This window comes from Williamsia sp. Y721, from assembly GCF_059683565.1.
In genome coordinates this window covers 210,295-234,598 of sequence record NZ_JCASNH010000003.1, presented here as the reverse complement: position 1 = coordinate 234,598, position 24,304 = coordinate 210,295, and the positions used below count along the sequence as shown (strand labels likewise).

General features: G+C 63.1%; 24 protein-coding genes. 12 read left to right on the top strand and 12 right to left on the bottom strand.

Annotated elements, in window-relative coordinates:
• Positions 1-35 precede the first annotated feature (35 nt).
• Positions 36-2,039, top strand: a complete 2,004-nt coding sequence (locus tag AC56PL_RS15745; protein WP_495516298.1) for an SDR family oxidoreductase — start codon at positions 36-38, stop codon at positions 2,037-2,039.
• A 72-nt stretch (positions 2,040-2,111) separates the two neighbouring features.
• On the opposite strand, the gene AC56PL_RS15740 is transcribed toward AC56PL_RS15745, so the two are convergent.
• The gene (locus AC56PL_RS15740) at positions 2,112-3,032 is read right to left on the bottom strand and encodes a tyrosine-protein phosphatase (RefSeq protein ID WP_497154439.1); all 921 of its coding nucleotides are present in this window, start codon (positions 3,030-3,032) and stop codon (positions 2,112-2,114) included.
• Between the two features lie 274 nt (positions 3,033-3,306).
• Here AC56PL_RS15740 and AC56PL_RS15735 point away from each other — a divergent pair, with 274 nt between their 5' ends.
• Entirely contained in the window at positions 3,307-3,735 is a 429-nt protein-coding gene (locus AC56PL_RS15735) for a zinc ribbon domain-containing protein (protein ID WP_495516296.1), read from the top strand.
• 16 nt (positions 3,736-3,751) lie between these two features.
• A complete protein-coding gene (locus tag AC56PL_RS15730; protein ID WP_495516295.1) occupies positions 3,752-4,897 on the top strand; it encodes a thiolase C-terminal domain-containing protein in 1,146 nt (381 codons plus the stop codon).
• An 80-nt stretch (positions 4,898-4,977) separates the two neighbouring features.
• On the opposite strand, the gene AC56PL_RS15725 is transcribed toward AC56PL_RS15730, so the two are convergent.
• Positions 4,978-5,688: a VOC family protein gene (locus AC56PL_RS15725; RefSeq protein WP_497154438.1), complete on the bottom strand. Its 711-nt coding sequence runs from the start codon at positions 5,686-5,688 to the stop codon at positions 4,978-4,980.
• 67 nt (positions 5,689-5,755) lie between these two features.
• Here AC56PL_RS15725 and AC56PL_RS15720 point away from each other — a divergent pair, with 67 nt between their 5' ends.
• Positions 5,756-6,586, top strand: a complete 831-nt coding sequence (locus tag AC56PL_RS15720) for a HugZ family pyridoxamine 5'-phosphate oxidase (RefSeq protein ID WP_497154437.1) — start codon at positions 5,756-5,758, stop codon at positions 6,584-6,586.
• Here the strand turns inward: AC56PL_RS15720 and AC56PL_RS15715 are convergent.
• Positions 6,489-7,580, bottom strand: coding sequence for an AraC family transcriptional regulator ligand-binding domain-containing protein (locus tag AC56PL_RS15715; RefSeq protein WP_497154436.1), 1,092 nt, complete (start codon positions 7,578-7,580; stop codon positions 6,489-6,491). The genes AC56PL_RS15720 and AC56PL_RS15715 overlap by 98 nt on opposite strands.
• Positions 7,581-7,640: 60 nt before the next feature.
• On the opposite strand from AC56PL_RS15715, the gene AC56PL_RS15710 reads away from it, so the two are divergent.
• The gene (locus AC56PL_RS15710; RefSeq protein ID WP_497154435.1) at positions 7,641-9,179 is read left to right on the top strand and encodes a flavin-containing monooxygenase; all 1,539 of its coding nucleotides are present in this window, start codon (positions 7,641-7,643) and stop codon (positions 9,177-9,179) included.
• On the opposite strand, the gene AC56PL_RS15705 is transcribed toward AC56PL_RS15710, so the two are convergent.
• The gene (locus tag AC56PL_RS15705) at positions 9,142-9,573 is read right to left on the bottom strand and encodes a DUF309 domain-containing protein (RefSeq protein ID WP_497154434.1); all 432 of its coding nucleotides are present in this window, start codon (positions 9,571-9,573) and stop codon (positions 9,142-9,144) included. The genes AC56PL_RS15710 and AC56PL_RS15705 overlap by 38 nt on opposite strands.
• A gap of 170 nt (positions 9,574-9,743) precedes the next feature.
• Between AC56PL_RS15705 and AC56PL_RS15700 the strand changes: the two genes are divergently transcribed.
• The 3 genes from AC56PL_RS15700 to AC56PL_RS15690 all read left to right on the top strand — a co-directional run bounded on the left by AC56PL_RS15700 (position 9,744) and on the right by AC56PL_RS15690 (position 12,933).
• Positions 9,744-11,141 (top strand): hypothetical protein, encoded by a 1,398-nt coding sequence (locus tag AC56PL_RS15700; protein ID WP_495516289.1) that lies wholly within the window; start codon positions 9,744-9,746, stop codon positions 11,139-11,141.
• Between the two features lie 44 nt (positions 11,142-11,185).
• A complete protein-coding gene (locus tag AC56PL_RS15695) occupies positions 11,186-11,575 on the top strand; it encodes a DUF732 domain-containing protein (protein WP_497154433.1) in 390 nt (129 codons plus the stop codon).
• A 140-nt stretch (positions 11,576-11,715) separates the two neighbouring features.
• Positions 11,716-12,933: a cation:proton antiporter gene (locus AC56PL_RS15690; protein WP_497154432.1), complete on the top strand. Its 1,218-nt coding sequence runs from the start codon at positions 11,716-11,718 to the stop codon at positions 12,931-12,933.
• Between the two features lie 33 nt (positions 12,934-12,966).
• Here the strand turns inward: AC56PL_RS15690 and AC56PL_RS15685 are convergent, their stop codons facing one another.
• The 3 genes from AC56PL_RS15685 to AC56PL_RS15675 all read right to left on the bottom strand — a co-directional run bounded on the left by AC56PL_RS15685 (position 12,967) and on the right by AC56PL_RS15675 (position 14,914).
• On the bottom strand, positions 12,967-13,842 hold the full coding sequence (locus AC56PL_RS15685; protein ID WP_497154431.1) for a hypothetical protein: 876 nt from the start codon (positions 13,840-13,842) through the stop codon (positions 12,967-12,969).
• 22 nt (positions 13,843-13,864) lie between these two features.
• A complete protein-coding gene (locus AC56PL_RS15680) occupies positions 13,865-14,344 on the bottom strand; it encodes a nitroreductase/quinone reductase family protein (protein WP_495516285.1) in 480 nt (159 codons plus the stop codon).
• A 105-nt stretch (positions 14,345-14,449) separates the two neighbouring features.
• The gene (locus tag AC56PL_RS15675) at positions 14,450-14,914 is read right to left on the bottom strand and encodes a DoxX family protein (protein ID WP_497154430.1); all 465 of its coding nucleotides are present in this window, start codon (positions 14,912-14,914) and stop codon (positions 14,450-14,452) included.
• Between the two features lie 117 nt (positions 14,915-15,031).
• Here AC56PL_RS15675 and AC56PL_RS15670 point away from each other — a divergent pair, with 117 nt between their 5' ends.
• Positions 15,032-15,517: a MarR family transcriptional regulator gene (locus AC56PL_RS15670; protein ID WP_495516283.1), complete on the top strand. Its 486-nt coding sequence runs from the start codon at positions 15,032-15,034 to the stop codon at positions 15,515-15,517.
• Positions 15,518-15,529: 12 nt separating this feature from the next.
• Here AC56PL_RS15670 and AC56PL_RS15665 read toward each other — a convergent pair whose 3' ends face one another.
• Together AC56PL_RS15665 and AC56PL_RS15660 are read right to left on the bottom strand one after the other, a co-directional pair.
• Positions 15,530-16,645: an Rv3169 family protein gene (locus AC56PL_RS15665; RefSeq protein ID WP_497154429.1), complete on the bottom strand. Its 1,116-nt coding sequence runs from the start codon at positions 16,643-16,645 to the stop codon at positions 15,530-15,532.
• On the bottom strand, positions 16,642-17,760 hold the full coding sequence (locus AC56PL_RS15660) for a phosphotransferase family protein (protein WP_497154830.1): 1,119 nt from the start codon (positions 17,758-17,760) through the stop codon (positions 16,642-16,644). The genes AC56PL_RS15665 and AC56PL_RS15660 overlap by 4 nt, the downstream gene beginning before the upstream one ends.
• Positions 17,761-17,947: 187 nt before the next feature.
• Between AC56PL_RS15660 and AC56PL_RS15655 the strand changes: the two genes are divergently transcribed.
• The 3 genes from AC56PL_RS15655 (at position 17,948) to AC56PL_RS15645 (ending at position 20,012) form a co-directional block, all read left to right on the top strand.
• Positions 17,948-18,973 carry an LLM class flavin-dependent oxidoreductase gene (locus AC56PL_RS15655; RefSeq protein ID WP_497154428.1) on the top strand — a complete coding sequence of 342 codons (1,026 nt, stop codon included), beginning with the start codon at positions 17,948-17,950 and terminating at the stop codon, positions 18,971-18,973.
• A 118-nt stretch (positions 18,974-19,091) separates the two neighbouring features.
• Positions 19,092-19,493 carry a YybH family protein gene (locus AC56PL_RS15650; protein ID WP_497154427.1) on the top strand — a complete coding sequence of 134 codons (402 nt, stop codon included), beginning with the start codon at positions 19,092-19,094 and terminating at the stop codon, positions 19,491-19,493.
• Positions 19,494-19,577: 84 nt separating this feature from the next.
• Entirely contained in the window at positions 19,578-20,012 is a 435-nt protein-coding gene (locus tag AC56PL_RS15645; protein ID WP_497154426.1) for a VOC family protein, read from the top strand.
• Between the two features lie 18 nt (positions 20,013-20,030).
• Here AC56PL_RS15645 and AC56PL_RS15640 read toward each other — a convergent pair whose 3' ends face one another.
• The 3 genes from AC56PL_RS15640 to AC56PL_RS15630 all read right to left on the bottom strand — a co-directional run bounded on the left by AC56PL_RS15640 (position 20,031) and on the right by AC56PL_RS15630 (position 24,233).
• Positions 20,031-22,004 (bottom strand): ABC transporter ATP-binding protein, encoded by a 1,974-nt coding sequence (locus AC56PL_RS15640; RefSeq protein WP_497154425.1) that lies wholly within the window; start codon positions 22,002-22,004, stop codon positions 20,031-20,033.
• Positions 22,001-23,734, bottom strand: a complete 1,734-nt coding sequence (locus AC56PL_RS15635) for an ABC transporter ATP-binding protein (protein ID WP_497154424.1) — start codon at positions 23,732-23,734, stop codon at positions 22,001-22,003. The genes AC56PL_RS15640 and AC56PL_RS15635 overlap by 4 nt, the downstream gene beginning before the upstream one ends.
• A gap of 127 nt (positions 23,735-23,861) precedes the next feature.
• On the bottom strand, positions 23,862-24,233 hold the full coding sequence (locus AC56PL_RS15630; protein ID WP_497154423.1) for a cupin domain-containing protein: 372 nt from the start codon (positions 24,231-24,233) through the stop codon (positions 23,862-23,864).
• Positions 24,234-24,304 lie beyond the last annotated feature (71 nt).

Here is a 24,304-nt window from a genome sequence, read left to right as displayed (position 1 = left end):
GGGACGTGTGTCATTTGTGGACTTACGCTGGTCCCGTGGCCTACTTCGTCACCGGCGCAACCGGGTTCATCGGTCGGCATCTTGTCGGGCAGCTCCTCGACAACCGTGTCGGGACGATCTTCGTCCTGGTACGCAACCGATCTCGGGCCTCACTCGACCGGCAGATCCGGATCTGGAGCACGGACCGGGTGATTCCGGTGGTCGGTGACCTCCAAGAGGATCTACTCGGTGTCGACGACACGTGGATCGATGAACACCGGGGCACCATCGATCATTTCTTCCACCTCGCCGCGATCTACGACATGACCGCCTCGGACGAGGCCAACGAAATGCTCAACGTCGGCGGCACCCGGGCGGCACTGTCGTTGGCCGGTACACTCGAAGCCTCGTGCTTTCACCATGTTTCATCGGTCGCAGCCTCCGGTGACCACCGGGGCGTCTTCGACGAGACGATGTTCGACGAGGGTCAGGGTCTGCCGTCGCCTTATCACCGCACCAAGTTCGAGTCGGAGCGGATGGTCCGCGAAGAGTCGGCTGTTCCATGGAGGGTCTATCGCCCGTCCATCGTGGTCGGCGACTCCGAGACCGGCGAGATGGACAAGATCGACGGACCCTACTATTTCTTCCCGGCGATCAAGCGGATCCGTGACCTGTTGTCTGCCGGCATCCCCCTCGTCGCGATCGACCTCGGAGACACCAATCTCGTACCGGTCGACTACGTTGCCCGCGCCATGGATCACCTTGCGCATGTACCCGACCTGGACGGCCAGGCCTTCCACCTGATGAATCCACAGCCGCAGAACACCGTGCGCATGGTCAACAGCTTTGCCGCCGCGGCGAAGGCACCTCAGTTCGCTCTGCCCCTCGACCGGTCGGTCACCGACCGCATCCCGACCCAACTCCTGCCGCGGGCGCTGCAACCGGCAGAGCTACTCGGCACCGCCCTGCGCTTCGGTGCGGTCCGGTTCGCGTTGCGAGGGACCGTAGGAAGACTCGGAATCCCACCAGAAGTGTTGGCCCACGTGTCTTTTCCGGCGGTGTACACCTCCGCTCGGACGGTGAACGCACTGCAGGGTTCTGGCATCACAGTGCCCGACCTCGACTCCTATGCATCGGGGTTGTGGGCGTACTGGGAGCAGTTCCTCGACGATTCGATCATCTCCGACCGGCGCACCGTCGACGCCCTTGCCGGACGGACCGTGGTGATCACCGGGGCATCGTCGGGTATCGGCCTGGTCACCGCGGTCAAAGTCGCCAAGGCCGGCGCCATCCCGATTCTGATCGCACGCGGTATCGACAAGCTCGAAGCCACCAAAGATCTCATCGAAAGTCAGGGTGGAACTGCGCACGCGTACGGCTGCGATCTATCGGATCTGGACGCGATCGACGCCCTCACCAAACAGTTGAGTCTGGATTTCGAGCGAATCGACTTCGTCGTCAACAACGCGGGCAGATCGATCCGCCGGTCGCTGAAACTGTCCGAGGACCGCTTCCACGACTTCGAAAGGACCATGCAGCTCAACTATTTCGGTGCCATCAGGCTGGTCATCGGGTTGCTGCCGACAATGCGTCAACAGGGGTGCGGCCACATCGTCAACGTCTCATCCATCGGAGTTCAGACCAACCCGCCGCGATTCAGCGCCTACGTCGCCTCCAAAGCCGCCCTCGATTCCTGGTCCAACGTGGTCTCGTCCGAATTATTCGGCGACGGGATCTCCTTCACCAGCATTCACATGCCACTGGTCCGCACACCCATGATCGCGCCGACCAAGATCTACGACCGGTTCCCCACGATCAGTCCGGGCCAGGCCGCGGACAAGGTCATCGCTGCCCTGGTCGACAAGCCACACGAGATCAACACCAAGGTCGGGAACCTCGGAGCGCTGGCGCACACCCTCACGCCCAAGCTCGCATTCCGAATCCTCAACCTGGCTTATCAGGTCTTCCCTGATTCAGCAGCTGCTCGCGGCGAGGAGTCGGGTCGACGCGAATCCGAGCAGCTCATCCTGGCGCGCGTGCTCGGCGGCGTTCACTGGTAGGCCTATATCCAGGTCCGTGCCGGGGTGGCCACCGCGGCCGCCCCGGCACATCACTCCTCGGTCAGGTCGGGGTCAGCCGATGAGCTTGGCGAGCAGGGCGGCAATTGTCTGGGGGCTCAAGCCCAATCCGGAGAGCAGGTAGTTGTACACAGAGCCGTAGTCGGCCTGCAATTGTGTCAGTCCCGCTTGCAGGTAACTCTCATCCACGTGGAGCAGCGGCGAATAGAGCGCGACTGCCTCGGGCCCGCGCGCGGCCCCGACCCCAGCGAGCTGACGCTCGATCGAGACTGCCGAATACTCGTTCGTCAGTAGGTAGTCCGACATGATCGTTTGCGGCGAGACGCCCGCGAGGCTCTGGAGAACGGCTGTGGCCCAACCGGTGCGATCCTTGCCCGCGGTGCAATGAATGACCTGCGCGCCAGGCGTAGTTGCCAGATCGTTGAAAAGCGTGGTGAAACTCTTCCTCACCTCGGCATCGGTCACGAACTGTCGATTCATGTCCTCCATGAAAGCGACCGAGTCCGCAGGGGTCTTCAGCTGGCTCACCTGGCTCAGCATGTCGCCGGCCAGGGTCGGGAGCCAGGTCCGGGTCGCACCGTCTGGCAGGCGGTCCGCTTTGCCCTCGATTTCCGGTGCCGTCCGCAGGTCATAGACCCTGGTGATGCCGAGCGTATTGAGCGTCGCCAAATCGATGTCGCTGGCAAGCAACGCATTCGAACGATAGATGGTGCCCCGATTGAGTTCGAGACCCCCGATGCCCTGGTAGCCGGCAGGCGAACCTGCAATGTCACGGAAATTGTCGACAGAGGTCAGGACTGGGGTGGCCGGGATCGAAGGCGATTCCGATGAGCCGAAGCCGAGCCCGCCGACCGGATCAGCAACCGGGGCTGCGAGCGCAGCCGGTGAACCGAACAGCAAGAGCGAACCTGCCACTGTGAGGGTGATGGCGAGACCAGTATTCCGGCGATGGGCACCGGCAAGAATTCGAGACAACTCAGGTTCCTTACGTAGTCGAAGAAGTACGAGCGGAACATATCTGGGTTCAACGTCCGAGAATTCGAATTGCAGACAACAACAATTTTATTCTCACGCGCAGCGCCTGGTGGCCCACACTGGGGCAGTGCGTCCTGTTGGGCTGAGCGTCGACCGAGCCCGACACTCGGAGCATCACACTTTCGTAGACGAGAATGCCATTTCCGTATAGTGTGAATGGATAGCCCCGGTCCCTCCGGACTCAGGTGGGGCCCCAGACCATGGAGGACGGCTCATGACGAAGGCGCTCGCGCCCGACGTTTCAACTTGGCCTGCGGAAAATCCGCAGCTCATCGGCAGCAAATGCGATGCCTGCAACGCAACGACCTGGCCGCGCCAGGATCGTTGCCCACGCTGCAGCGGCCCGGACATGTCGGATCTACTCTTGCCCCGGCGCGGCAAACTGATCGCCTTCACCACCCAGGGATTCGTCCCGAAGCTTCCGTACGCGGGCGGCGAGACGGCGGCAACCTTCGAGACCTTCGGTGTCGGCCTGATCCAGCTCGACGACGTGGTTCGCGTCGAAGCGCGTCTGACCGAAGCGGATCCGGAGAAGCTCGCGACCATCACGGACGTCGAACTGACCTTCATCCCCTTCTACACCGAAGAAGACGGCACCGAGATCATCACCTGGGCGTTCGCGCCGGTGGCAGAGAACAGCTGAGCGAGGAGAGGCGAATATGAACGACGTTGCGATCATCGGCGTGGGTTTGCACCCATTTGGCCGATTCGGCGCCAAGTCAGCAATCGAAATGGCTGCCGACGCAATCCAACTCGCACTGGCCGATGCCGGCGCAGAGTGGAAAGACATCCAGTTCGGCATCGGCGGTAGCTACGAGGTCGACAACACCGACGCCGTCACCCGGCTCGTCGGTCTGACCGGCATCCCCTTCACCAACGTCTTCAATGCCTGCGCCACCTCGGCCAGTGCGATTGAACAGACCGCGGACGGAATCCGTTCCGGCAAGTACGACATCGGCATCGCCGTCGGCACAGACAAGCACCCCCGCGGTGCTTTCACCGCCGACCCGGCCATGCTCGGCCTTCCGGCCTGGTACGCCGAGAACGGTCAGTTCGTCACCACGCAGTTCTTCGGAATGAAGATCAGCCGGTACATCCGTGATCACGACATCTCGGTCCAGACCCTCGCAAAGGTGGCGGCCAAGAACTACCGCAATGGTGGGCTCAATCCGAAGGCCTTCCGCCGCACGCCGATCAGCGAAGAAGACATCCTGGGCGCCCAGATGCTCAACTACCCGTTGACGCACTACATGTTCTGCGCACCCGACGAGGGCGCCGCTGCTGTCATCATGTGCCGCGGCGATCTTGCTGCGCGTTTCACCCAGAAGCCGGTGTTCCTGAAATCGACTGCCATCCGTACCCGCACCTACGGTGCATACGAGGTGCACGCCACCTGGGCCGCAGTCGATGAGGATGTCTCGCCGACCGTCTACGCGTCCAAGGCCGCCTACGAGATGGCAGGCATCGGACCCGAAGACGTCGATGTCATGCAGCTGCAGGACACCGACGCCGGTGCCGAGATCATCCATATGGCGGAGAACGGCTTCTGCGCCGATGGTGATCAGGAGAAGTTGATCGCCGAGGGTGCCACGGAGATCGGTGGTTCGATGCCGATCAACACCGACGGCGGCCTGATCGCCAACGGTGAGCCCATCGGTGCTTCCGGTATCCGCCAGGTCCACGAGCTGGTGCTCCAGCTTCGCGGACAGGCCGGTGACCGTCAGGTGCCCGGCAATCCGAAGGTCGGCTACGCCCAGGTATACGGCGCACCGGGAACCGCTGCCGCATCGGTCCTCTCGCTGTAATCAGGCCGCAAACGCTCCACCTGTACGAAGACGCTCCACAAATTTGTGGAGCGTCTTTGTATTTGTGGAGCGTTTGCGGGTCAGTCGATGACGAGTGTGGGTAAGCCCAGCGCGCGGTCGCGGACCGAGAAGACCCGGGTGCCGGGTTTGCGACCGGTCCGCATCTCGCTGACGTCCACATCGGCGGCAGCAAGTCGGCGATGGGTCAGGTCGATGTCGGTCGAGCGCCATGCGATACCCCACAGGGTCGTCGCGGCAGCCGTCGTCGAACTCAGATCACCTTGTCCGACAACAACCTCCACGACCATCGCGGGGGCGCGGAAGAAGAGCTGGTGGATCTTTTCGTGGATCGACTGCTCCAGCCGAAAGTCCATGCCGAGGGTGGCGCCGAACAGCGCCACGGCGCTATCGCGTCCCGCAGCATTGAACACGAGGTGGTCGACGGCGGTCAGCTCCGAACCAGTAGCCGGTGCAAGCTGCGCGGCATCGATCACGCCGACGGATGATTCGGCGTCGGCCTGCGCCCGACCCGCAGACGTCTCGGTGAGCGCCAGCCCGCGCCTGCGAAGCAAACGGGTGGTCGCGGCGAAGTCAGCGGTGCCGAACAATGCCCGATGCGGTGTCGTCCCCGAACTGTCGCCACATAATTCGATCAGTGCGTTGTCGACCGTCAACGGCGCGCCTTCATCGATCCCCAGCAGCCGCTCATAGGCCCGCCGGCTCGCATCGACGTTCTCGGTCGAGACGACAATGACCGATGGCGGTGCGTCCGGCGCCTGCTTTGAGCTCATCGACCATTCCTACCATCGCATGCTCGACACCCCATTCGGCCACACCTGCGCCAAGTAGGATTCGCACATGACTCTCGATCATGGCGATCCCGGCGATGCCCCCTCTGTTCCAGCACCCCTGACCGAGGTTGTGGACTCGACGCGTCCGTCCGCGGCCGAAGAGGCCCAGACGATTGCCGCCTCGACCAACGCCGGAACACTCGCCAGCCTGACCGCCGATGGCGACCCCTGGGCGTCGTTCGTCACCTACGGACTGCTCGGTGGTGCACCTGTCCTGTGCGTGTCGAACATGGCCGAGCACGGCCGGAACCTGGCAGGCAATCCGCGGGCGAGTATCGCCATCGTCGCGCCCAACGCTGTATCCGACCCGTTGGCGAGCGCGCGGATCACCCTCGCCGGTCATGTCGAACGACCGACCGGTGACGAGTTCGCCGCCGCCCGCGAGGCGCATCTGGCCGCGGTCCCGGCCGCGAAGTATTACGTGGACTACAGCGATTTCGCACTCTGGATCCTGCGGGTCGAGCGCGTTCGGTGGGTGGGCGGTTACGGACGGATGGATTCGGCGACCGCGCAGTCCTATCTGGCTGCGACACCCGATCCGGTGACACCGGGTGCCGCACGCGCCATGGAGCATCTCAACAACGATCACGCTGATTCTCTGGTCGAGATGGCGCAGGGACTCGGCGGATTCCCCGACACCACCGAGGCCACCTGCACCGGTGCCGACCGCTACGGTCTCGACCTCCGCGTGGTCACACCTCGCGGAATCGCGTACACGCGAGTCGGTTACTCCACACCGATCACCGCAGCAGCCGATCTGCGGATGGCGACGGTCGATCTGGCCAAGCGGGCGAAGGCGGCCCTGACGGATCCGACTGCCGAAGGCCGGCCTTCCTGACGCTGGTGGGCGTACTCCCCCACCATCTCTGAGCGCATCGGGTGAATGTCGCCTGCTCGGTCAACCCGATCATGGCGGCCAACTGTCCCATGGGCATGTCAGTGGTGGTGAGGTACCGGCGCGCCTCTGTGCGGCGCACCGAATCGAGTATCGCGGAAAACGACGTGCCCTCAGCCGCCAACCGACGCTGCAACGTTCGCGGGTGTGTTGCCAATAACCTTGCCACAGAACCGATCTCGGGTGGTGCGGTCCCCAGGACCTGTTGTACCGCCGCCCGCACCCGCGGGGCCGTTGCCGCACCGGCATCGGAAACCTGCTCCGCAAGGAACGCTCGCGACAACATCCGCAGGTTCTCATCGGCGCCGGCAAGTGGCCGAGACGCAATGCTCTTGGGCACACGCAGCATCGCCGACTGCCGGTTGATCCGGACCGGCACACCGAAGAAGTCCTCGTAGCAACCGAGTGGCGCAACGGGTTTATACGGCAGTTCCACCGTCCGAAGCCCATAGCTGCCTCCGAGTAGTCGCTCGATCGAACGATGAAGGAAACCGAGCCCGAGGTCGGTGCCCTGAATGGTCGTCTCGACCCCGGCGCGAGGTCCGTATCGCAGTGCAACCACGCCCGCGACCCCATAGGGATCGGTTTCGAGCGCCAGACTCAGCGACTGGGCGTGCACGAAGAGGTACCTCGACGTGCATTCGAGCGCGTCGGTCAGCGTCGAAGAGTTCGCGATCGCCAGTGCCAGCGGTCCGAGCATGCCCAGGTCCTGCCGCGCGGCCAGTCGGAGGCCCAGATCCGGACAGGCCAACTGCTGTGCCGCGATTTCGAGGGTCCGGGCCATCGCGAGATCAGATACCAGGAGGTCGTCGCTGTCGAGCGCGGCCGCCGGCAGGCCCGCAGATCGTGCGATGTCTTCCGCGTCGCCGCCGAGTTCGGCAGCCAGTGCCCGAAAGCCCCGCAGACCGGCCGATCGGATCACGGACATGTCGTCCATGATCAAATAGTTGTCGCACAGAATCAAGTACCGGATGTCGGTAGTACGGAGACTGGATACATGTCGATCTCACCAAATGGCGGTTCCACGCACACCGCGCCAGAAGCGGATCTCGACGTCGTGATCATGGGAGCAGGGCTGTCCGGGATCGGTGCGGCGTACCGTCTGCAGACCGAATGCCCCGGATTGTCGTACGCGATCCTCGAAGCACGCGATGTCATGGGCGGAACCTGGGACCTGTTCCGGTATCCGGGCGTTCGTTCGGACTCCGACATGTTCACCCTCGGATACCAATTCCGCCCGTGGCGCGATGCGAAGTCAATCGCCGACGGAACCTCGATCCTGCGATACATCCAGGAGACGGCTGACGAGTTCGGGATCGACGACAAGATCCGTTACCGCACAAAGATCGTGGCCGCCGACTTCTCGACCGCCGACGCGCTGTGGACGCTCACGACGCACGAGCGCGACGCAGTCGGTGCCGTTGTCGAGCAGACCCTGCGCTGCCGGTTCCTGTACTCCTGCGCCGGTTACTACAACTACGACAAGGGCTACTCACCGGACATTCCCGGTCTCGACACGTTCTCCGGAGCCGTTGTCCACCCGCAGTTCTGGCCCGAAGACCTCGACTACGCCGACAAGCAGGTCGTCATCATCGGCAGCGGCGCCACCGCGGTGACCCTCGTCCCCTCGATGACCCCGACTGCTGCCCACGTGACGATGCTGCAGCGTTCACCGACCTGGATCAGCGCGGTTCCCAGCCGCGACAAGATCGCGGACAAACTCCGTGCCGTCCTGCCCGCGCACGTTGCCCATCGACTGATCCGCACCAAGAACATCCTGTTCGCCATCGGCGTCTATCAGTTCTGTCAGCGGCGACCGCAAGCCGCCCGCGCACTGTTGACCAAGCTGAGCACGAAGATCCTCGGCGATGCCGCGCTGGTGGCCGAGCATCTGACCCCGTCGTATGACCCGTGGGACCAGCGACTGTGCGCCATTCCCAACGCCGATCTGTTCAAGGCGATGAAGAAGGGCGACGCGGAGATCGTCACCGACCGCATCGATTCGGTTCTACCCGAAGGCATCCGCCTCGAGTCGGGCCGGTTCCTGCCCGCCGATGTGATCGTCACCGCCACGGGCCTCGAACTCCTGGCTTTCGGTGGCCTCGACCTCCGGGTCGACGGCGAGGAAGTCGAACTGTCGAAGCAATTCGTCTGGCAGGGCGCAATGATCAGCGGCATTCCCAACTTCGCCATCTGCATCGGCTACACCAACGCATCGTGGACCTTGCGCGCAGACCTGACGTCACGACTTGTCTGCAAGGTCCTGAACTTCATGGACCGCAACAACTACGCCGCGGTGGTCCCCAAACGCGACCCCACGCTCACCGAACGCCCCCTGCTCGACCTGGCCTCGGGCTACGTCCAGCGGTCGATCGATGCGTTCCCCCGCCAGGGCGACCGCAGCCCCTGGAAGGTCCGGCAGAACTACCTGCTCGACTCCGCGACCACCTTGCGGTCAAATCTTGGCAAAACACTGCATGGCACACCGAGATCACAGATCACTTCGCCCCCACGATCTCCTGCCGTACACCGCTGATCACATCGTCGAGGTCGAGCCCGTACGTCGGTCCTGAGGTATCCGCGTACGCCGACAATCGTTCGGTCGCCCGCTCGAACAGTCGCATCGCTCCGCGGTGGTTACCTCGGGCCTGATGGGTCAGAGCCACACAGAGCTGCGCGAGGCCCTGCCACAGGTCGTTTTCGGCGTCGGGGCCCGTCTTCCATCGGACCTCGTACACCTCATGTGCGGAAAAGGGCCTGCCCTGTTCGAGTAGTGCGGTGGCCATGGCGATGGTTTCTGCCGGTGGAAGTGGCTCCTCCGACACCGGTTCCACGCCCGCGGCCCCGTAGGCCAGTGGCCGCCCCAATGCATCCCGTGGTCGTGCCTGCCGTGCACGACCGTCCGAATCCCGGTCACGGTTGTCGGTCATGTGTCATCACCTCGCCCTGCAGTTTGTTCCTCACCTTCCACGGGTGAACTTCTATCGTGACGCACTCCCACAGTTGCTGATCGGTTTACGCTGATGGCCGGCGCGTCGATGATCGGCGCATTGATCTGCGTGCGCCGCCGTGTAGCCACCGACTATTGCGAGGCGCCACCATGGAATCAACCATCAGCGACGAACCGCTCGACGCTTCAGAACGCGCCGAACTTCTGCGGTTGCGACGCGAGCACGCGGCCGTATCAACCGCGAAAACCGCTGACACAACCGACGGACGTGGCCACCGCGGTCTGCGCTGGACCGCTGCCGCAATACTTCTGGTGCTCGTCGCAATACTTGCCTACTCGTCCGTGGTCGCACGGTTCGCCCGCGCCGAGGTACTCGACACCGACCGATATATCCAAACGGTGGCGCCACTGGCCGAAAACACCGTTCTGCACGACGAATTGGCTGCGCAGATCACCGACGCGATCATGACCCGCGCCAACATCGAGCAGGTCACCACCGACGCCCTGAACGCACTGACCGCGAACGCTCCGAACGTTCCACCCGCGGTGACCGGTTTGGCCCCGGTGCTCACCCAGCAGGCTCGATCGTTCATCGATGAAACGGTGCAGCGCCTGCTCGCCTCGGATCAGTTCAAGACCCTGTGGACCGCCGCCAACCGGCGGGCCCACGAGAATCTGGTGGCGGTCTTGACCGGGGATACGGCCAAGGCCGTACAGATCGACGATGAAGGCACCGTCAGCATCGAGCTGAAACCGATCATCGACAACGTCCGCACCGCGCTGGTCGACCGCGGATTCTCGTTCGCCGCGAACATCCCCGATATCAACAAGTCCTTTGTGATCTTCCAGTCGCCCGATCTGGTGAAGGCCCAGCGCGCGGTGTCCGCTCTGGACAAGGCCGCCACCATCCTGCCGCTGATCACCCTGCTTGTTGCGGCGGCGGCGATCTGGGCTGCGCCCAACGGATCTCGCCGACGGACGTTCTCGTTGGTCGGCGTCGCCATCGCCATCGCGATGGCGCTGCTCGCCGTTTCGATCAGCATCGGACGGTCGGTGTACCTCGACGCCATCCCCCCGGATGTCATGTCGAGCGATGCGGCCGCGGTGCTGCTCGACACCATCGTGGTGCCGTTGCGCACCAGCTTGCGTGCCGTTGCAGTTCTGGGCATCGTCATCGCCCTGATCGGATATCTCTCCGGATCGTCCGCCTCGGCGGCCGCGATCCGCCGCGGATTCAGCAAGGGGATGAACGCCACGCGCGGGAACGCCGGTGGGCGCGTCCCGCACCCGGCCGAGCTGTTTGCGGCGCGATTCCGGCTTCCGCTGCGCATCGGAATCATTGCGATCGCGATCATCGTCCTGGTCTTCTGGGATTATCCCTCGGGTCTGGTGGTGATCATGACCGTTCTGATCGCCGTCCTCGCACTGCTCGCGGTCGAACTGCTCGCCCGTCCTGCCATCGGCTATGCCCCGGCCGAGTCCGGCCCCGGATCCTCCGACCAAATCCCGCCGGCAAGTTCGGTCGGGATCGACAAGCCTGCCGATTGATCGCATATCGTCTCTCCCATGAGCGTCAACGAAACGGAGACGGTATGAAAAAGCTTGTGGCACTGGTTTCCTTTGTCAGCTGCTTGTTGTTCGCAGCGGCCTGCAGCAGCGAGGAGGTCCAGGATACAACCGAACAGGTGCGCAGCAGCGCTGAGCGGGCCATCGACAGTGCTTCCACTGCCGCCGGCAACGTCCAGGACAAGACGTATACCGAGGCCCTGAAATCTCAGGACGCAACATTCGGCAACACTGATGAGCAGATCGCCGCCGCGCGGACGGTGTGCGATGAACTGACGAACGGGACGAGTCTGAACGACACGATTACCTTGACCGCCGACGCGACCGGCCTGAGCGACTCGAAGTCGCGCACGTTGATCAACATCGCGGTCCCGATCTACTGCCCGGGCAACGTCGGCAAACTCACCGGCAACTGAGTACATGAGCTGAACGCCCAACAACTCACCGGCACAACATATGCCGCGCGCTGCGACCGGCCGCGTCCGGTCGCAGCGGGCCACGGCCACGTATACGATCACCGGATGCTCGGGAATTTCGGCAAACAACTGCCAACACGATGACGTCGATTCTGATCGCCATGCTGGTGATCGTCAGCTGGTCCCTGATCGCGGGTCGCATGGCACGATTCCGGATCTCCGGACCATTCCTGATGGTCATGGCAGGCATCGCGATCGGACTGACCACAAACAACGACATCGGAAATGCACTCGACACAGTTGTGGCCGAACGAATTGTCGAGTTGATCCTGGCGGTGCTGCTGTTCGTAGATGCCACCGAGGTCAAGGGTGGCTACTTCGCAGGCGAACGCCGAATCTCGCTTCGGCTGTTGCTGATCGCGATGCCGCTCTCGATCGCAGCGGCCGTGCTCTTGGGTGTTGCTCTACTACCGAGCCTGTCTGTCGGTGTCCTTCTGCTCATCGCATGCATCATCATCCCGATCGACCTGGCACCCGCATCATCCATCCTGCGAGATCAACGCATCTCGCCGCGGGTACGTCACCTCCTGAATGTCGAGAGTGGCTACAACGACGGAATTGTGGCGCCGCTCTTCATTTTTGCCCTCACCCTTGCCGGTGACCACTCGCACGCACAGTCTCCGGCTGACGCACTCGAGACCGCGCTGCCCGCGGCTCTCTCGGCGGTTGTTGTCGGTGCGGCTGTCGGCTTCATCGCTGCCTGGTTGAGCAACCAGTCCGTGAGTCGCGGGTTCGCCACCGAGCAGTCGATCCGGATCAGCCTCGTCATCTTTCCGCTCTTTGCCTACGGTTGCGCACAGCAGGTGGATGGCAATGGCTTTGTGGCCGCGTTCATCTGCGGTATCGCCTACAAGGCGACACGCAAGGACGGGCCAAGCGACGAAGAACTCTCACTAGTCGACGACGTTGGTGCTCTCGCCGCGCTCACCATGTGGTTTGTGTTCGGTTGCGCGTCGGTCCTGGTTTTCGAGTTCGAATTCGTCTGGCAGATCATCATTCTCGGTATCGCCGCGCTGACCGTTCTGCGAATCGGGCCGGTCTACCTGTCTCTGATGGGCACAGACCTGGGCCGCGTCGATCGATTGGTGATCGGCATGCTCGGCCCGCGCGGTACGGCGTCCATCGTTTTCGGGCTCCTGGCGTTCAATGCCCTGGACGGCACGATCGCCGACGACACCCTGTACGCGATGACATTCACGGTGATGGCCAGCGTGGTGATCCACGGCGTCGGGTCCAGTGTGGTCGCGCAGTGGCTCGAGCGTCGGGGACCTCATGTCGACGTCCGCGAGCTCACCTGACCGACGGCAACACATCTACGACAGTCACGCCGTTCAACGCGGCGGTCCACCGCTCGTATCGGGGTCGGTCGCGAGTGACTCGATCTCTTTGCGGATCTGCGCCACCCGTTCGCGGGCCTGCTCGGTCTCCTGCTCCGACGCCGCGACATGTTCTGTTGCGACCCGCTCGGCGCGGCGGGCGAATTGGAGTTCTTGTTCGGCCTGCGTCAGTTGCCCCCGCAGTTCTTCCACCCGAACCGATGCGTCTTCGACGGCCGTCTGGGCCCGGTCGGCCTCCTCTTGTGCTTCTCGGGTCGTCCAGACCGCGGTGCGCTCGGCTTCCTCCGCCGCAGCAAGCTGTGCCCGCACCGCGTCGAGGGCGTCGTCTGATGCCTTGTCGCGAGGCGCACGGGTGGGCGTGCGCTTGTGTTCGCTTCCGCCGACCAACGTCAACCCGGCCGGACCCATCCCGCTGTAGCTGACTGCGGAGAGCAATCGACCGGCACGGACCAGTTCTCCGATCTCGGGATCGGCCAACGCCGCATGCAAGGACTGACCGACCTCCCGGAGCGCGGTCTCACTCGCCTGATGCCCGTTGCTTGCGGCCAGTGACCCGGCTTGCCGGGCCAGTGCACGCACCACCTGTTGGCGTTGGGTGGTCAGGGTCCGCAGGTCGTCGCCGGCCAGATGGCGCTGGGCTTCGCGCATCGCTTCACCGAGGTCGAGCAGATTCTCGACGTCGTCGGAGTTCTCCCGGGACAGGATGTTGACCATCCACGCGACGGTGGTCGGCCGTCGCAAGCCGGCGATCTTGTTGGCGAGCGCCCTATCCCCGGCGGCGCGTGCTTCTTTGGCCCTGACCGTGCGGATCTCGACGAAGTCGGCCGGTTCCAGACCGTACAGTTCGTCGGCCACCTCGTTGATGTCCACTGCGATCGCCCCTGCCACTGACCTATGAGTCGGCGGTCACCTTACTCAGGAAGAACACCGGGATCAATCGTTCGGTCCGCTCTTCGTAGATCGCAAAGTTCGGCCAGGTGTCGAGCAGGATCTTCCAGACCTCGTCCCGCTCAGGTCCGGCGACCTCTCGCCAGTTGACCTTCAACGTCTTTCCGCGGTGCACGATCTCGGCCGTCTTGCAGGCCCTGATGTTGAGCACCCAACTGGGCATCTCCGGATTTCCGAAGTACGAACCGGCAATCAGCCAGCCGTCGTCTTTCAGCGCGCACAGCAACGGGGTCGACCGAACGGTCCCGGTCTTTCGTCCCGGCACCCGCAAAACGATATTGGGAAGTCCGGCGATGTCGAGCACACTGACTCGCCCCCTGGTGAGACGCTGCAGACCCACGTCCGACTTCTCGATCAGCGGAAGCATTTTCGGCATCCACGAGAGCGCGCCAATCTTTACCGCCAGCGGCGTCAGTATCCCCACCGGCACAGGCTACCCACTCCGACCTCTACCCACCGCATCAATCGGCCGCGGAGCCGGCGCGCTGGTGAGCGCACCGGGTTCCGCGGCGGAATTCGGTGCGTGTTGTCAGCTGTTGGCACCGACCAGAGCGTTCGAGCGCTTTTTGTCGGCGGCAAACCAGCTCACCTTCGTGCCGAGGACTGCGTCGACGCTGAACTTTCCGGCACCCACAACGGCGAGTAGCAGCGCGCCCATGCCGAGCGACAGGACCAGCTCGTATCCGCCGTCGGACGCCCAGATGCCGTTGTCGATGTGCGTGATGAAAAGCGCACCGAGCATGTCGAGGAACAGCAGAGCACCGACGATCGGGGTCAGGACGCCGGCAATCAGGGCAATGCCACCGAGGATCTCGAGCCAGGTGACCAGGAAGGCCGACACCGGAGCAAGCGGCACATCCATCATCTCGAAGCCGGCTTTCGGTCCGGCCCATCCGTTCTGCTGGAACTTCTGAAGTCCATGCGCCAAGAAGACGACGCCGAGACCGATGCGTCCAACCAGGATGCCTGCGTTACGAATGATGGGGTTACTCATTGTCTGAACTGCCTTAATGTGCGGAGTTGACTTGACGTATCAAGTTGAGGGTACGAAGAATCAACTTGATGCGTCAAGTGATGCGTCAAGCACTCCCGGCCGTAATACACTTCGACAATGCAGAGCGGGCCGGAGCCGAAGTGGCTCGACGACGAAGAAATGGACGCCTGGATCCAGGTGGCGACCGCGTTGGCGCGCCTGCCCCACGCACTCGATGCACAACTACTGCGCGACGCCCAGCTCACCCACTTCGAGTACGAGGTGCTCGCGGCCTTGTCCGAGGCCCCCGATCGCACGCTTCGCATGAGCACACTGGCCGAGATGTCCTATGGCTCATTGTCCCGACTGTCCCACGTGGTCACCCGCCTGGAGAAGCGGGAATGGGTCAGGCGGTTTCCGTGCCCGGACGACGGTCGATTCACCAATGCCGTTCTGACCGAAGCCGGTTGGGACAAGGTGGTCGAAACCGCGCCCGGGTATGCCGCCAACGTCCGCTCCCTGGTCATCGATCGACTCAGTCGCGCCCAGCTCCGCCAACTCACGGCGATCGGCAAGCGGATCAACGCCGACTCGCCACCACCACGCCGAACAACGTCTCCCTGAACAGGGAGATGATCAGGGCGCCAGGGTCATCCAGTCGGTGAACCCGGAGGGGTCGTGCCGCCCGAGCGCACCATGTTCGAACAACCCGAATCCCTCCACGCCGTCAGCGCCGGGCCCGGTGCACAGCGCCCTTCCGACATGGTCGATGACTCCGAACATCATCCGGCCGGCAACCGCGGCGTCGGTGACGTCGTAGCTGACCCGTTCGACGAACTTCTCCCCGTGCCAGGTGCCGTGAATCCAGTCGGGGTCACCGCCGTATCCACCGCCGACATGTATCGGTACCGCCAGCCGAGATTCGATCTCGAGTATCAGCGGGGATCCGTCGGGCGTGGTGCATTCGATGGTTGCCCCGGTGGGGATCCGGGTTCCGGAGGCGTATCGGATCGTCACCCGCGGCCAGCCGAGTTGTTCGGTGCGCCCGTCGGACCACACCCGGGTGCAGTCGTTGAGTATCCGATGCCCGGTCGGGTCCTCCTGGATGATCAGAACGACCGCGAAGTCGTCGAAACGCAGCGGCACATACAGCCACCACATGCCTTCAAATGGCGGATCAGCAGGCCGGCCCGGCGGTTCGGACTCCCCGACCGGCCGGATACCCCAGGAGCGATCGCGAGTGCCCACCCACGTCGACGGATCGACGGCGATGTCGGTGCCGTCGATCGACAACGTACCGCTCCACGTGCCCACTTGGGCAAACCGTTGCGCCTGCAGTGTGATTCGACTGCCGGTGCGCATGATGTGCGGTTGTTCCTGCAAGACGTCGAACGAACCCTGCCACGTCATGTCCATCGCGATACCCTCGGTGGGCTCGAGGATCAGACGCAAGGTCCGCAACGGTTCGACCACCTCGATCCGATAGCCGTTGACGTGCTGGTTGAGCCGATCGGAGTCGATGGCGTCTCCGAGATGTACCGCGGTCTGCACGTCACCTCGCCGCACTAACACAAAAGCATCCTTGGTGCCCAGATTCGGGTAGTAGCCCGCACCGGTGATCACAAATATGTCGCCGGTGCGGTCGTGGGCATTAAAGTAGCTGCGGTCGTAGAAGTTTCGATCACTCGAGTCGACGAGTCCGATGGGTAGAGGCGTCTGATGAATGGGGTACTCGTCGAGCGGTCCGATCACTGCACTTCCCCTTTGCCGGTACTGATGAGTTGTTCGAGGAGCGCCCGATGATGGAACAGTCCATCCACCTCGTCGGGCATCTCGATTTCGCCGAAGTGCACCTGCCGGGCCCCGGTTCGCATGAACACACAACCCCAGATCACCGCGGCGTACGCGTAGAACCAGTCGAGGTCGCCCACGGCTACGCCGGTCAGTTCGGTATACGTGGAAATCACATCGTGTTCGGTCAGGGTGTCCGGCATCCCGGGAACTCCCAGCGTGGTGGCAATGTGCTGAAATACGTTGTGCGCAAAAATCATCCATGCGATGTCGAGCTCACGTGGACCGACGGTCGTCATCTCCCAGTCGAGTACGGCCACCGGCGCGAAGTCTCGATATAGCGTGTTGCCCAATCGCGCATCACCCCACAGCAGGACCGGCTGCGCCGCCTCGGCGTCCGTGGGCCAGTGCTCTTCGAGCCAGTCGAATGCCCGCTCCAGCAGCGGCGATCTACCGATGTCACGGGCAGCGAACTCATACCAGGATCTGCACCAGTTGACGTTGTGCCGCAGGGCGCTGTCACCCGCAGCGCCCTCACCGAGAAAGCCGAATGTGGTTTCTGCGTCCGGTATCGAGTGCAATTTCGCGATGACGGCCACCGTGGCATCTTGCACGGCTCGCCGCTCCGTCGCCGAGGCATCGTGGAACCAGTTGTCACCGAACGTATATGGCAACACATCGGGTGGAACGATCCCGTCGACGTGGTCCATCAGGAAGAACGGTGTGCCCAGGACGTTGCCGGTGGGTTCCATCCAGTGCACCTGCGGCACCGGGATGTCGGTCAGCTCCCCCACCAGACGCATGACCTCGAATTGGTGGTCGAGCCGATACTCGGGAAAGACCGGTATATCCTCGTCGGCCGGGGTCACTCGCGCCACAAATCGGCGCGATGTGGTTTCGCCGCCCTGGTCCCAGGTGGCGGTGAGCACGATTGTCTCCGAGGACATCCCGTTGCTGTCTATGCCACTGTCGAGGACAACCGAAGGCGTGACCCCACCGGGCAGGACCGTCGACAACCAGGCGGCGAGGCGCCGGGGAAGTGTGGCCGCATCCCGACTCGAACGCGTCAACTTCATGTCTGCAAGTGGTCGGTCAGCTGCCACCGATATACCTCCGGAAGCTTGCGCGCCTCGTCCAAAATGTGACGCAGATTACGATACGGCTGGTTGCGTAATGAAAGCAGAGTGCCCAACGCGATGACAGGGATTCGCTGTTTTCCTCCGCCATCGCACCTGCAGCATCCCAACTCGAAGGACGGTAACGGTGCCACTACCCGGTGAACCACTGGAGAAACTCGGATTTCTCACAATCGGGCGATTCGATCCGGCCCACCCGGCCGACGGCCATGAGTCGACCCTGAGAATCATCGAGCTCGCCGAGAACCTGAGATTCGACAGTGTCTGGCTGCGACATCGTCATCTGCAATTCGGGATCTCGTCACCTGTTGCGGTCCTTGCTGCCGCCACCCAGCGGACCAGCCGAATCGATCTCGGCACCGCTGTCATCCCACTCGGTCTCGAGAATCCCCTGCGCCTGGCCGAAGACCTCGCCACGGTCGACATCCTCTCGGGCGGCCGACTCAATCCCGGCGTTTCCGTCGGTACTCCGATGCGCTATGACAACTTCAAGACCAGCCTGTACCCCGAGACGCACGCGATCGAGAATTTCAGTAAGGACCGCGTCCGCCGGCTCATGGACAACGTACGCGGTGTCCCGGTCAGCGACTTCGAGGGAACCGTTGGGATAGAAGAGTTCTCGCGCATTGTCCAGCCTCACTCCCCCGGACTGATCGACCGTCTCTGGTACGGCGGGATGTTGTCGTCGGCGATCTGGGCCGGGCAACAGGGTCTGAACTATCTGACCAGTTCGGTGGTCACCGCCGAGGGTTCGGACTCACTCGATTTCGCAACCATTCAGGCACAGCACATCGACGCCTACCGCGCGCACCATCGACACCCCAAGAAAGCCCGGGTGTCACAGGGTTTGGTCGTGATCCCGACCGACTCGGCCACACCCGAGCAAATACGGAAGTACCGGGCCTACGCCGCGGCACGTTTCGACCGGACGCAGTCCCCGCAGGGCCCGCGCAAGATGCTCTTTGCCCCCGACATCGTCGGCACCTCGGACGAGATCGCCGATGTGCTGTTCTCCCATGCGGGATTCCAGCGGACGCAGGAGACAACCTTTGCGTTGCCGTTCTCGTTCGACGATCCCGACTACCTGCAGATCCTCACCGACATGGCCGGGCACCTCGGCCCGAAGCTGGGGTGGACACCCGCAGCCGGTTGACGACCCGCCCCCATCACGCCGCGGCAGACCGATGAGTTTTCGGCATCGGTGCGGTCAGACCCGATGTAGGGATCAAACCTTCAACGGCGGGCCGACCCGTCAGAAAGGTGTCGAGACCATGTCCGATGACACCGCGCAGATCCGCACACTCATCAACCGTTGGGCCGAGGCGATCCGCGCCGGCGACCTGGACGCGGTTGTCGCCGACCATTCCCCCGACATCGTCATGTTCGACGTTCCACCGCCGGACAACGGCGTCCGGGGTATCGACGAATATCGGCAGACGTGGCCCGAGTTCTTCAAGTGGCAAGCCTCCGGGGCAACCTTCGACATCGTCGACATGAGCGTCACCTCCGGTACCGACGTCGCGTTCGCGAACATGTTGCTGCGCTGCGGTACCGCCGAAGATCTCGTCGAGAATCCCGATCGGCGACTACGACTGACCATCGGGTTGCGCAAAGAGAACGGCCGCTGGACGGTGACACACGAGCACCATTCATTTGCCATGGACATCGAATAGCAACTCTGGAGATCACCTTCTGCATCTGCAACCGTTCAGTAAAATCACTGGACGTGATCGGCCACTGCGATAAGGGGACACCCGATGAAATCAGTGAATCCGTACTTGAACTTCAACGGCAACACCGAGGAGGTTTTCACGTTCTATCAGTCCGTGTTCGGTGGTGAGTTGATGCTGGCCCGCTTCAGCGACATGGATTCCGGCGACATGGAAATGACCGAGGAACAGAAAAATGGCGTCGCCCACGTCGCGTTGCCCCTCGGTGACAGCGTGCTCATGGGATCCGATGTCCCCGAGCAGATGGGCACGGTCTCCGCGGGCACCAACTTCATCGTGTCGGTCGAGGCCGACAGCGCCGACGAAGCCGATCGGCTGTTCGGCGGTCTGTCCGCAGGCGGTGACGTGTCCATGCCTCTGGACAGGGTCGAGTGGGCCGAACGCTTCGGCATGTGTACCGACAAATACGGCATCCAGTGGATGGTCGGCTACACCGGCAACGTCGAATTCGGCAACCCGTAACCGCGGCCGGGCGCCCGGTCAGCTCTTCGACAACTCCGGCGTCTCGAACTCGCCTGCCTCGTCTTCGTCGGTCTCGATGGGTCCGGTGAACTGGCTGTTGTACAGGCGGTAGTAGGCACCGTGGGCAACGAGGAGTTCATCGTGTGAACCCTGCTCGACGATCCGGCCCCGCTCCATCACCAGGATCGTGTCGGCGTCCCGCACCGTCGACAACCGGTGGGCGATGACAAAACTCGTGCGATCGGACCGAAGTGCGGCCATCGCCTTTTGGATCAGGAGTTCGGTGCGGGTGTCGACGGAACTGGTTGCCTCATCGAGGATGAGCAAGGTCGGCTTCGCCAAGAACGCCCTGGCGATCGTGATGAGTTGCTTCTCACCGGCACTGACGCCGCCACCCTCTTCATCGATGACGGTGTCGTATCCCTGGGGCAGAACCCGCACGAAGTGATCGACGTGGCTGACGCGGGCGGCTTCCATGATCGCCTCGTCGTCGGCGTCAGGATCACCGTAAGCGATGTTGTCGCGGATGGATCCGCCGAACAACCACGAGTCCTGCAGGACCATGCCGGTCCGCTCACGCAGATCATCACGGGTCATGTGTGAGGTGTCCACACCGTCGAGCTCGATCCTCCCGGAATCCAGATCGTAGAAACGCATGATCAGGTTCACCAGCGTGGTCTTGCCCGCACCCGTCGGACCGACGATGGCCACCATGTGTCCGGGTTTGGCCACCAGCGACAGGTTCTCGATCAGTGGGCGGTCGGGTACGTATCGGAATGACACGTCCTCGAAAGTGATGAGCCCCTTGCTGGTGGCCGGCGACTCGGGCATCACCGGATCCGGACTCTGTTCTTCGGCATCGAGGATGTCGAAGATCCGCTCGGCCGAGGCCACCCCGCTCTGCATCAGGTTGACCATCGACCCGATCTGGGTCAGCGGCTGGGTGAATTGCCGCGAGTACTGGATGAATGCCTGCACATCACCCAGACTCAGCGACCCCGCTGCGACCCGCAATCCACCGACCACGGCGATGGCCACGTAGTTGAGGTTTCCGAGGAACATGATGGCGGGCATGATGATTCCGGAGATGAACTGCGCTTTCCAGCTGGCGCTGTACAACTTTTCGTTGCGATCGTCGAACCGCCGCTCGACATCCTCCTGCCGACCGAACGCCTTGATCAGTTCGTGGCCCGAGAAGGCCTCTTCCACCTGGCCGTTGAGCCGGCCCGTGTTGGACCACTGCTCCATGAAGTGCGGTTTGGATCTTTTCGCCACCATCGCGGTGACCATGACCGCCAAGGGAATCGTGACGATCGCGATGACCGAGAGCAGCGGCGAGATCCAGACCATCATCACCAGGATCGCGATCACCGTCAGAACGGAATTGAGCACCTGGGCGATCGTTTGCTGCAGGCTCTGCGAGACGTTGTCGAGGTCGTTGGTGACCCGACTCAACATATCGCCGCGCTGATTGCCGTCGAAGTACCGCAACGGCAGCCGGTGGATCTTCGCCTCCACATCGGCGCGCAACTCACTCACGGTGCGCTGGGTGAGCACGTTGAGTACACGGCCCATCAGCCAGCTCAACACCGCGGATACGAAGTACAGGACGAGAACCAGGATCAGGACCCGAGCGACGTCGCCGAAGTCGATGCCAACGCCGGGCACGAGATCCATCGACGACACCATGTCGGCAAATGTGTCGTTGCCCTGGTCCCGAAGTGTGGCGACCGCCTGGTCCTTACTCTGGCCTGCAGGCAACTGGTCGCCGATGACCCCGGCGAAGATCAGGTCGGTGGCATGTCCGAGCAGCAGCGGCCCGACAGCGGTCAGGACCACCGAGGTGACCGCGAAGAGCGCCATCACACCCACCGCCAGCCGGCGCGCGACCAGCATGCGCAGCACCCTCTTGACGGACGGGCCGAAGGACTTGGGTTTCTCCACCGGTACGGCGCCCATCGACGGTCCGCCGCCACCTCCCGGCCGCGTCATGCCCGTCCCTCCACCGACAGCTGCGACTGCACGATCTCCGCGTAGGTCGGGCAGGTGTCGATCAATTCGTCGTGCGTACCGATCCCCACGACCGCACCACAATCGAGGACGACGATCTGATCGGCGTCGGCGATCGTGGTGATCCGCTGCGCCACGATGAGAACGCAGGCCTCACGGGTTGCCGGACGCAGAGCCGCCCGCAGGCGCGCGTCGGTACTCAGGTCGAGTGCGGAGAACGAGTCGTCGAACAGATAGATCTTGGGTTTTCGGATCAGAGCGCGGGCGATCGCCAGACGTTGCCGCTGACCACCGGACACCGTGGTGCCGCCTTGGGCGACCCTGGTCTCGAGTTGATCGGGCATGTCCCGGACAAAATCGGCTGCCTGGGCGACGGTCAACGCTTCCCACATCTCTTCCTCGGTGGCATCGTCCTTGCCGTATCGCAGGTTGGACGCGACGGTCCCGGAGAAAAGATAGGGCCGTTGCGGGACCAATCCGATTTCCGCCCGCAGCACGTCCGGGTCGAGATCACGGATGTCCGTGCCGCCGACGAACACTTCGCCGCCGGTGACATCGATCAGCCGCGGCACCAGTGAGAGCAAAGTGGTCTTGCCCGCACCCGTCGACCCGACGATGGCGGTTGTGGTTCCCGGGCGTGCGGTGAAGCTGATGTCACGCAGAACCGGTTCGTCGGCGCCCGGATATTGGAAACGCGCCGCGCGCAATTCGACAAGCCCGGCATCCGCGCGCATCGGCGTCGGGTCGGTCCGCGGAACCACCGACGATTCGGTCTCCAGCACCTCGTAGATCCGTTCGGCACATACCGCAGCCCGCGGCGCCATCATCGCCAGGAACGACGCCATCATGACGGCCATCAGAATCTGGGTGACGTAGGCGATCATCGCGGTCAGGGCGCCGATCTGAACGCTCCCGTCCTCGATCAGGTGGCCGCCGAACCAGATGATGACGACGATGGTCACGTTGGTGATCAGCAGAACCGACGGGAACATCAGTGCCATCAGCCGTCCGACGTACAGCGACGCGTTGGTGAGATCGTCGTTGGCCCGGGAGAATCTGGCGCGTTCGTGCGGTTCGCGGACAAAGGCGCGGACCACACGGATGCCGGTGATCTGCTCGCGCAGGACCCGGTTGACCACATCGATGCGGGTCTGCATCGCGCGATAACCCGGCACCATCCGGTAGATGATGTAGGCCATGCTCACCCCGAGGAAGGGCACCGCGACCACGAGAACCCAGGCCAGTGAGCCGCCAACCCCGATGCCGAGCACGATGCCGCCGATACACATGATGGGCGCGGTCACCAACATCGAGCAGGCCATCACCCCGACCATCTGGACCTGCTGGACGTCGTTGGTCGTTCGGGTGATGAGCGATGGCGCACCGAAGCTTCCGACCTCACGGGCCGAAAAACTGTCGACCCGATGCAGGAGGTCGTGGCGGATGTCGCGGCCGGCTCCGAGCGCGGCGCGGGCACCGAAGTATGTCGCCGCGATCGAGGCGCAGACCTGGACCAGCGAGACCGCCAACATCCATCCACCGATCCGCATGATGTAGCCCGTATCGCCCTTGGCCACGCCGTAGTCGATGATGTCGGCGTTCAGTGTGGGCAGGTACAACATCGCGGCGGTCGCCACCAATTGCAGTACGACAACACACATCAGCTGGGACCGATAGGCACCCATGTAGGTGCGTAGCAAGCGGGTCAACATGGGGCAGTCACATGTTTGACGTTAGCAAGCCTGCAGATCCATCCTCACCTGGATTATTCGTGAGTCCACGGATGTCCGTTTGCAGAGGCGTCCATGAGGTTCACCTCCGCGGTTCACTTCCCACGGCTCACCGAGCCCATGGCGGCGCGATCACCTTGCCATCTGCGGTGGTGGCCAGCAATCCCGCGGTGGTGCTCACCCACACCGATGCATCCTCTCCTCCACCATCGATCCTGACCTCACTGTTCGCGCCGACCACGACGACATCTGCGGTCCGCGCGCTCGCGGGGACACCGTCGAGTGTCACCTCCAGATCCCCGTGCAGGATCAGCAGGACCTCCTCGCGATCCGGGCGGTGCGCGACACCGACCTGGCGAGCCGGAACCTCCAGGCGCCAGGCACAGAGTTGCTCGCTACCCCGGGTCGGATTCACATACGCGCGAAAAGTGCTTCCGTGCATGGAGAAAACCGTGGCATCAGTAGACGGGATGATCGGCATGGGAGGCCTCCTGACTGAGTAATAGACAAGTCACTTGACCATATAGACAAGAAGCTTGTCTGTCGATGGCA

Coding starts and splice junctions, on each gene's coding strand:
- AC56PL_RS15700 (WP_495516289.1), top strand. CDS start 9,744: ATGGAATCAACCATCAGCGACGAACCGCTCGACGCTTCAGAACGCGCC.
- AC56PL_RS15705 (WP_497154434.1), bottom strand. CDS start 9,573: ATGACCGACAACCGTGACCGGGATTCGGACGGTCGTGCACGGCAGGCA.
- AC56PL_RS15630 (WP_497154423.1), bottom strand. CDS start 24,233: ATGCCGATCATCCCGTCTACTGATGCCACGGTTTTCTCCATGCACGGA.
- AC56PL_RS15690 (WP_497154432.1), top strand. CDS start 11,716: ATGACGTCGATTCTGATCGCCATGCTGGTGATCGTCAGCTGGTCCCTG.
- AC56PL_RS15670 (WP_495516283.1), top strand. CDS start 15,032: ATGCAGAGCGGGCCGGAGCCGAAGTGGCTCGACGACGAAGAAATGGAC.
- AC56PL_RS15640 (WP_497154425.1), bottom strand. CDS start 22,004: ATGACGCGGCCGGGAGGTGGCGGCGGACCGTCGATGGGCGCCGTACCG.
- AC56PL_RS15645 (WP_497154426.1), top strand. CDS start 19,578: ATGAAATCAGTGAATCCGTACTTGAACTTCAACGGCAACACCGAGGAG.
- AC56PL_RS15730 (WP_495516295.1), top strand. CDS start 3,752: ATGAACGACGTTGCGATCATCGGCGTGGGTTTGCACCCATTTGGCCGA.
- AC56PL_RS15650 (WP_497154427.1), top strand. CDS start 19,092: ATGTCCGATGACACCGCGCAGATCCGCACACTCATCAACCGTTGGGCC.
- AC56PL_RS15710 (WP_497154435.1), top strand. CDS start 7,641: ATGTCGATCTCACCAAATGGCGGTTCCACGCACACCGCGCCAGAAGCG.
- AC56PL_RS15695 (WP_497154433.1), top strand. CDS start 11,186: ATGAAAAAGCTTGTGGCACTGGTTTCCTTTGTCAGCTGCTTGTTGTTC.
- AC56PL_RS15735 (WP_495516296.1), top strand. CDS start 3,307: ATGACGAAGGCGCTCGCGCCCGACGTTTCAACTTGGCCTGCGGAAAAT.
- AC56PL_RS15635 (WP_497154424.1), bottom strand. CDS start 23,734: ATGTTGACCCGCTTGCTACGCACCTACATGGGTGCCTATCGGTCCCAG.
- AC56PL_RS15660 (WP_497154830.1), bottom strand. CDS start 17,760: ATGAAGTTGACGCGTTCGAGTCGGGATGCGGCCACACTTCCCCGGCGC.
- AC56PL_RS15720 (WP_497154437.1), top strand. CDS start 5,756: ATGACTCTCGATCATGGCGATCCCGGCGATGCCCCCTCTGTTCCAGCA.
- AC56PL_RS15725 (WP_497154438.1), bottom strand. CDS start 5,688: ATGAGCTCAAAGCAGGCGCCGGACGCACCGCCATCGGTCATTGTCGTC.
- AC56PL_RS15715 (WP_497154436.1), bottom strand. CDS start 7,580: ATGGACGACATGTCCGTGATCCGATCGGCCGGTCTGCGGGGCTTTCGG.
- AC56PL_RS15675 (WP_497154430.1), bottom strand. CDS start 14,914: ATGAGTAACCCCATCATTCGTAACGCAGGCATCCTGGTTGGACGCATC.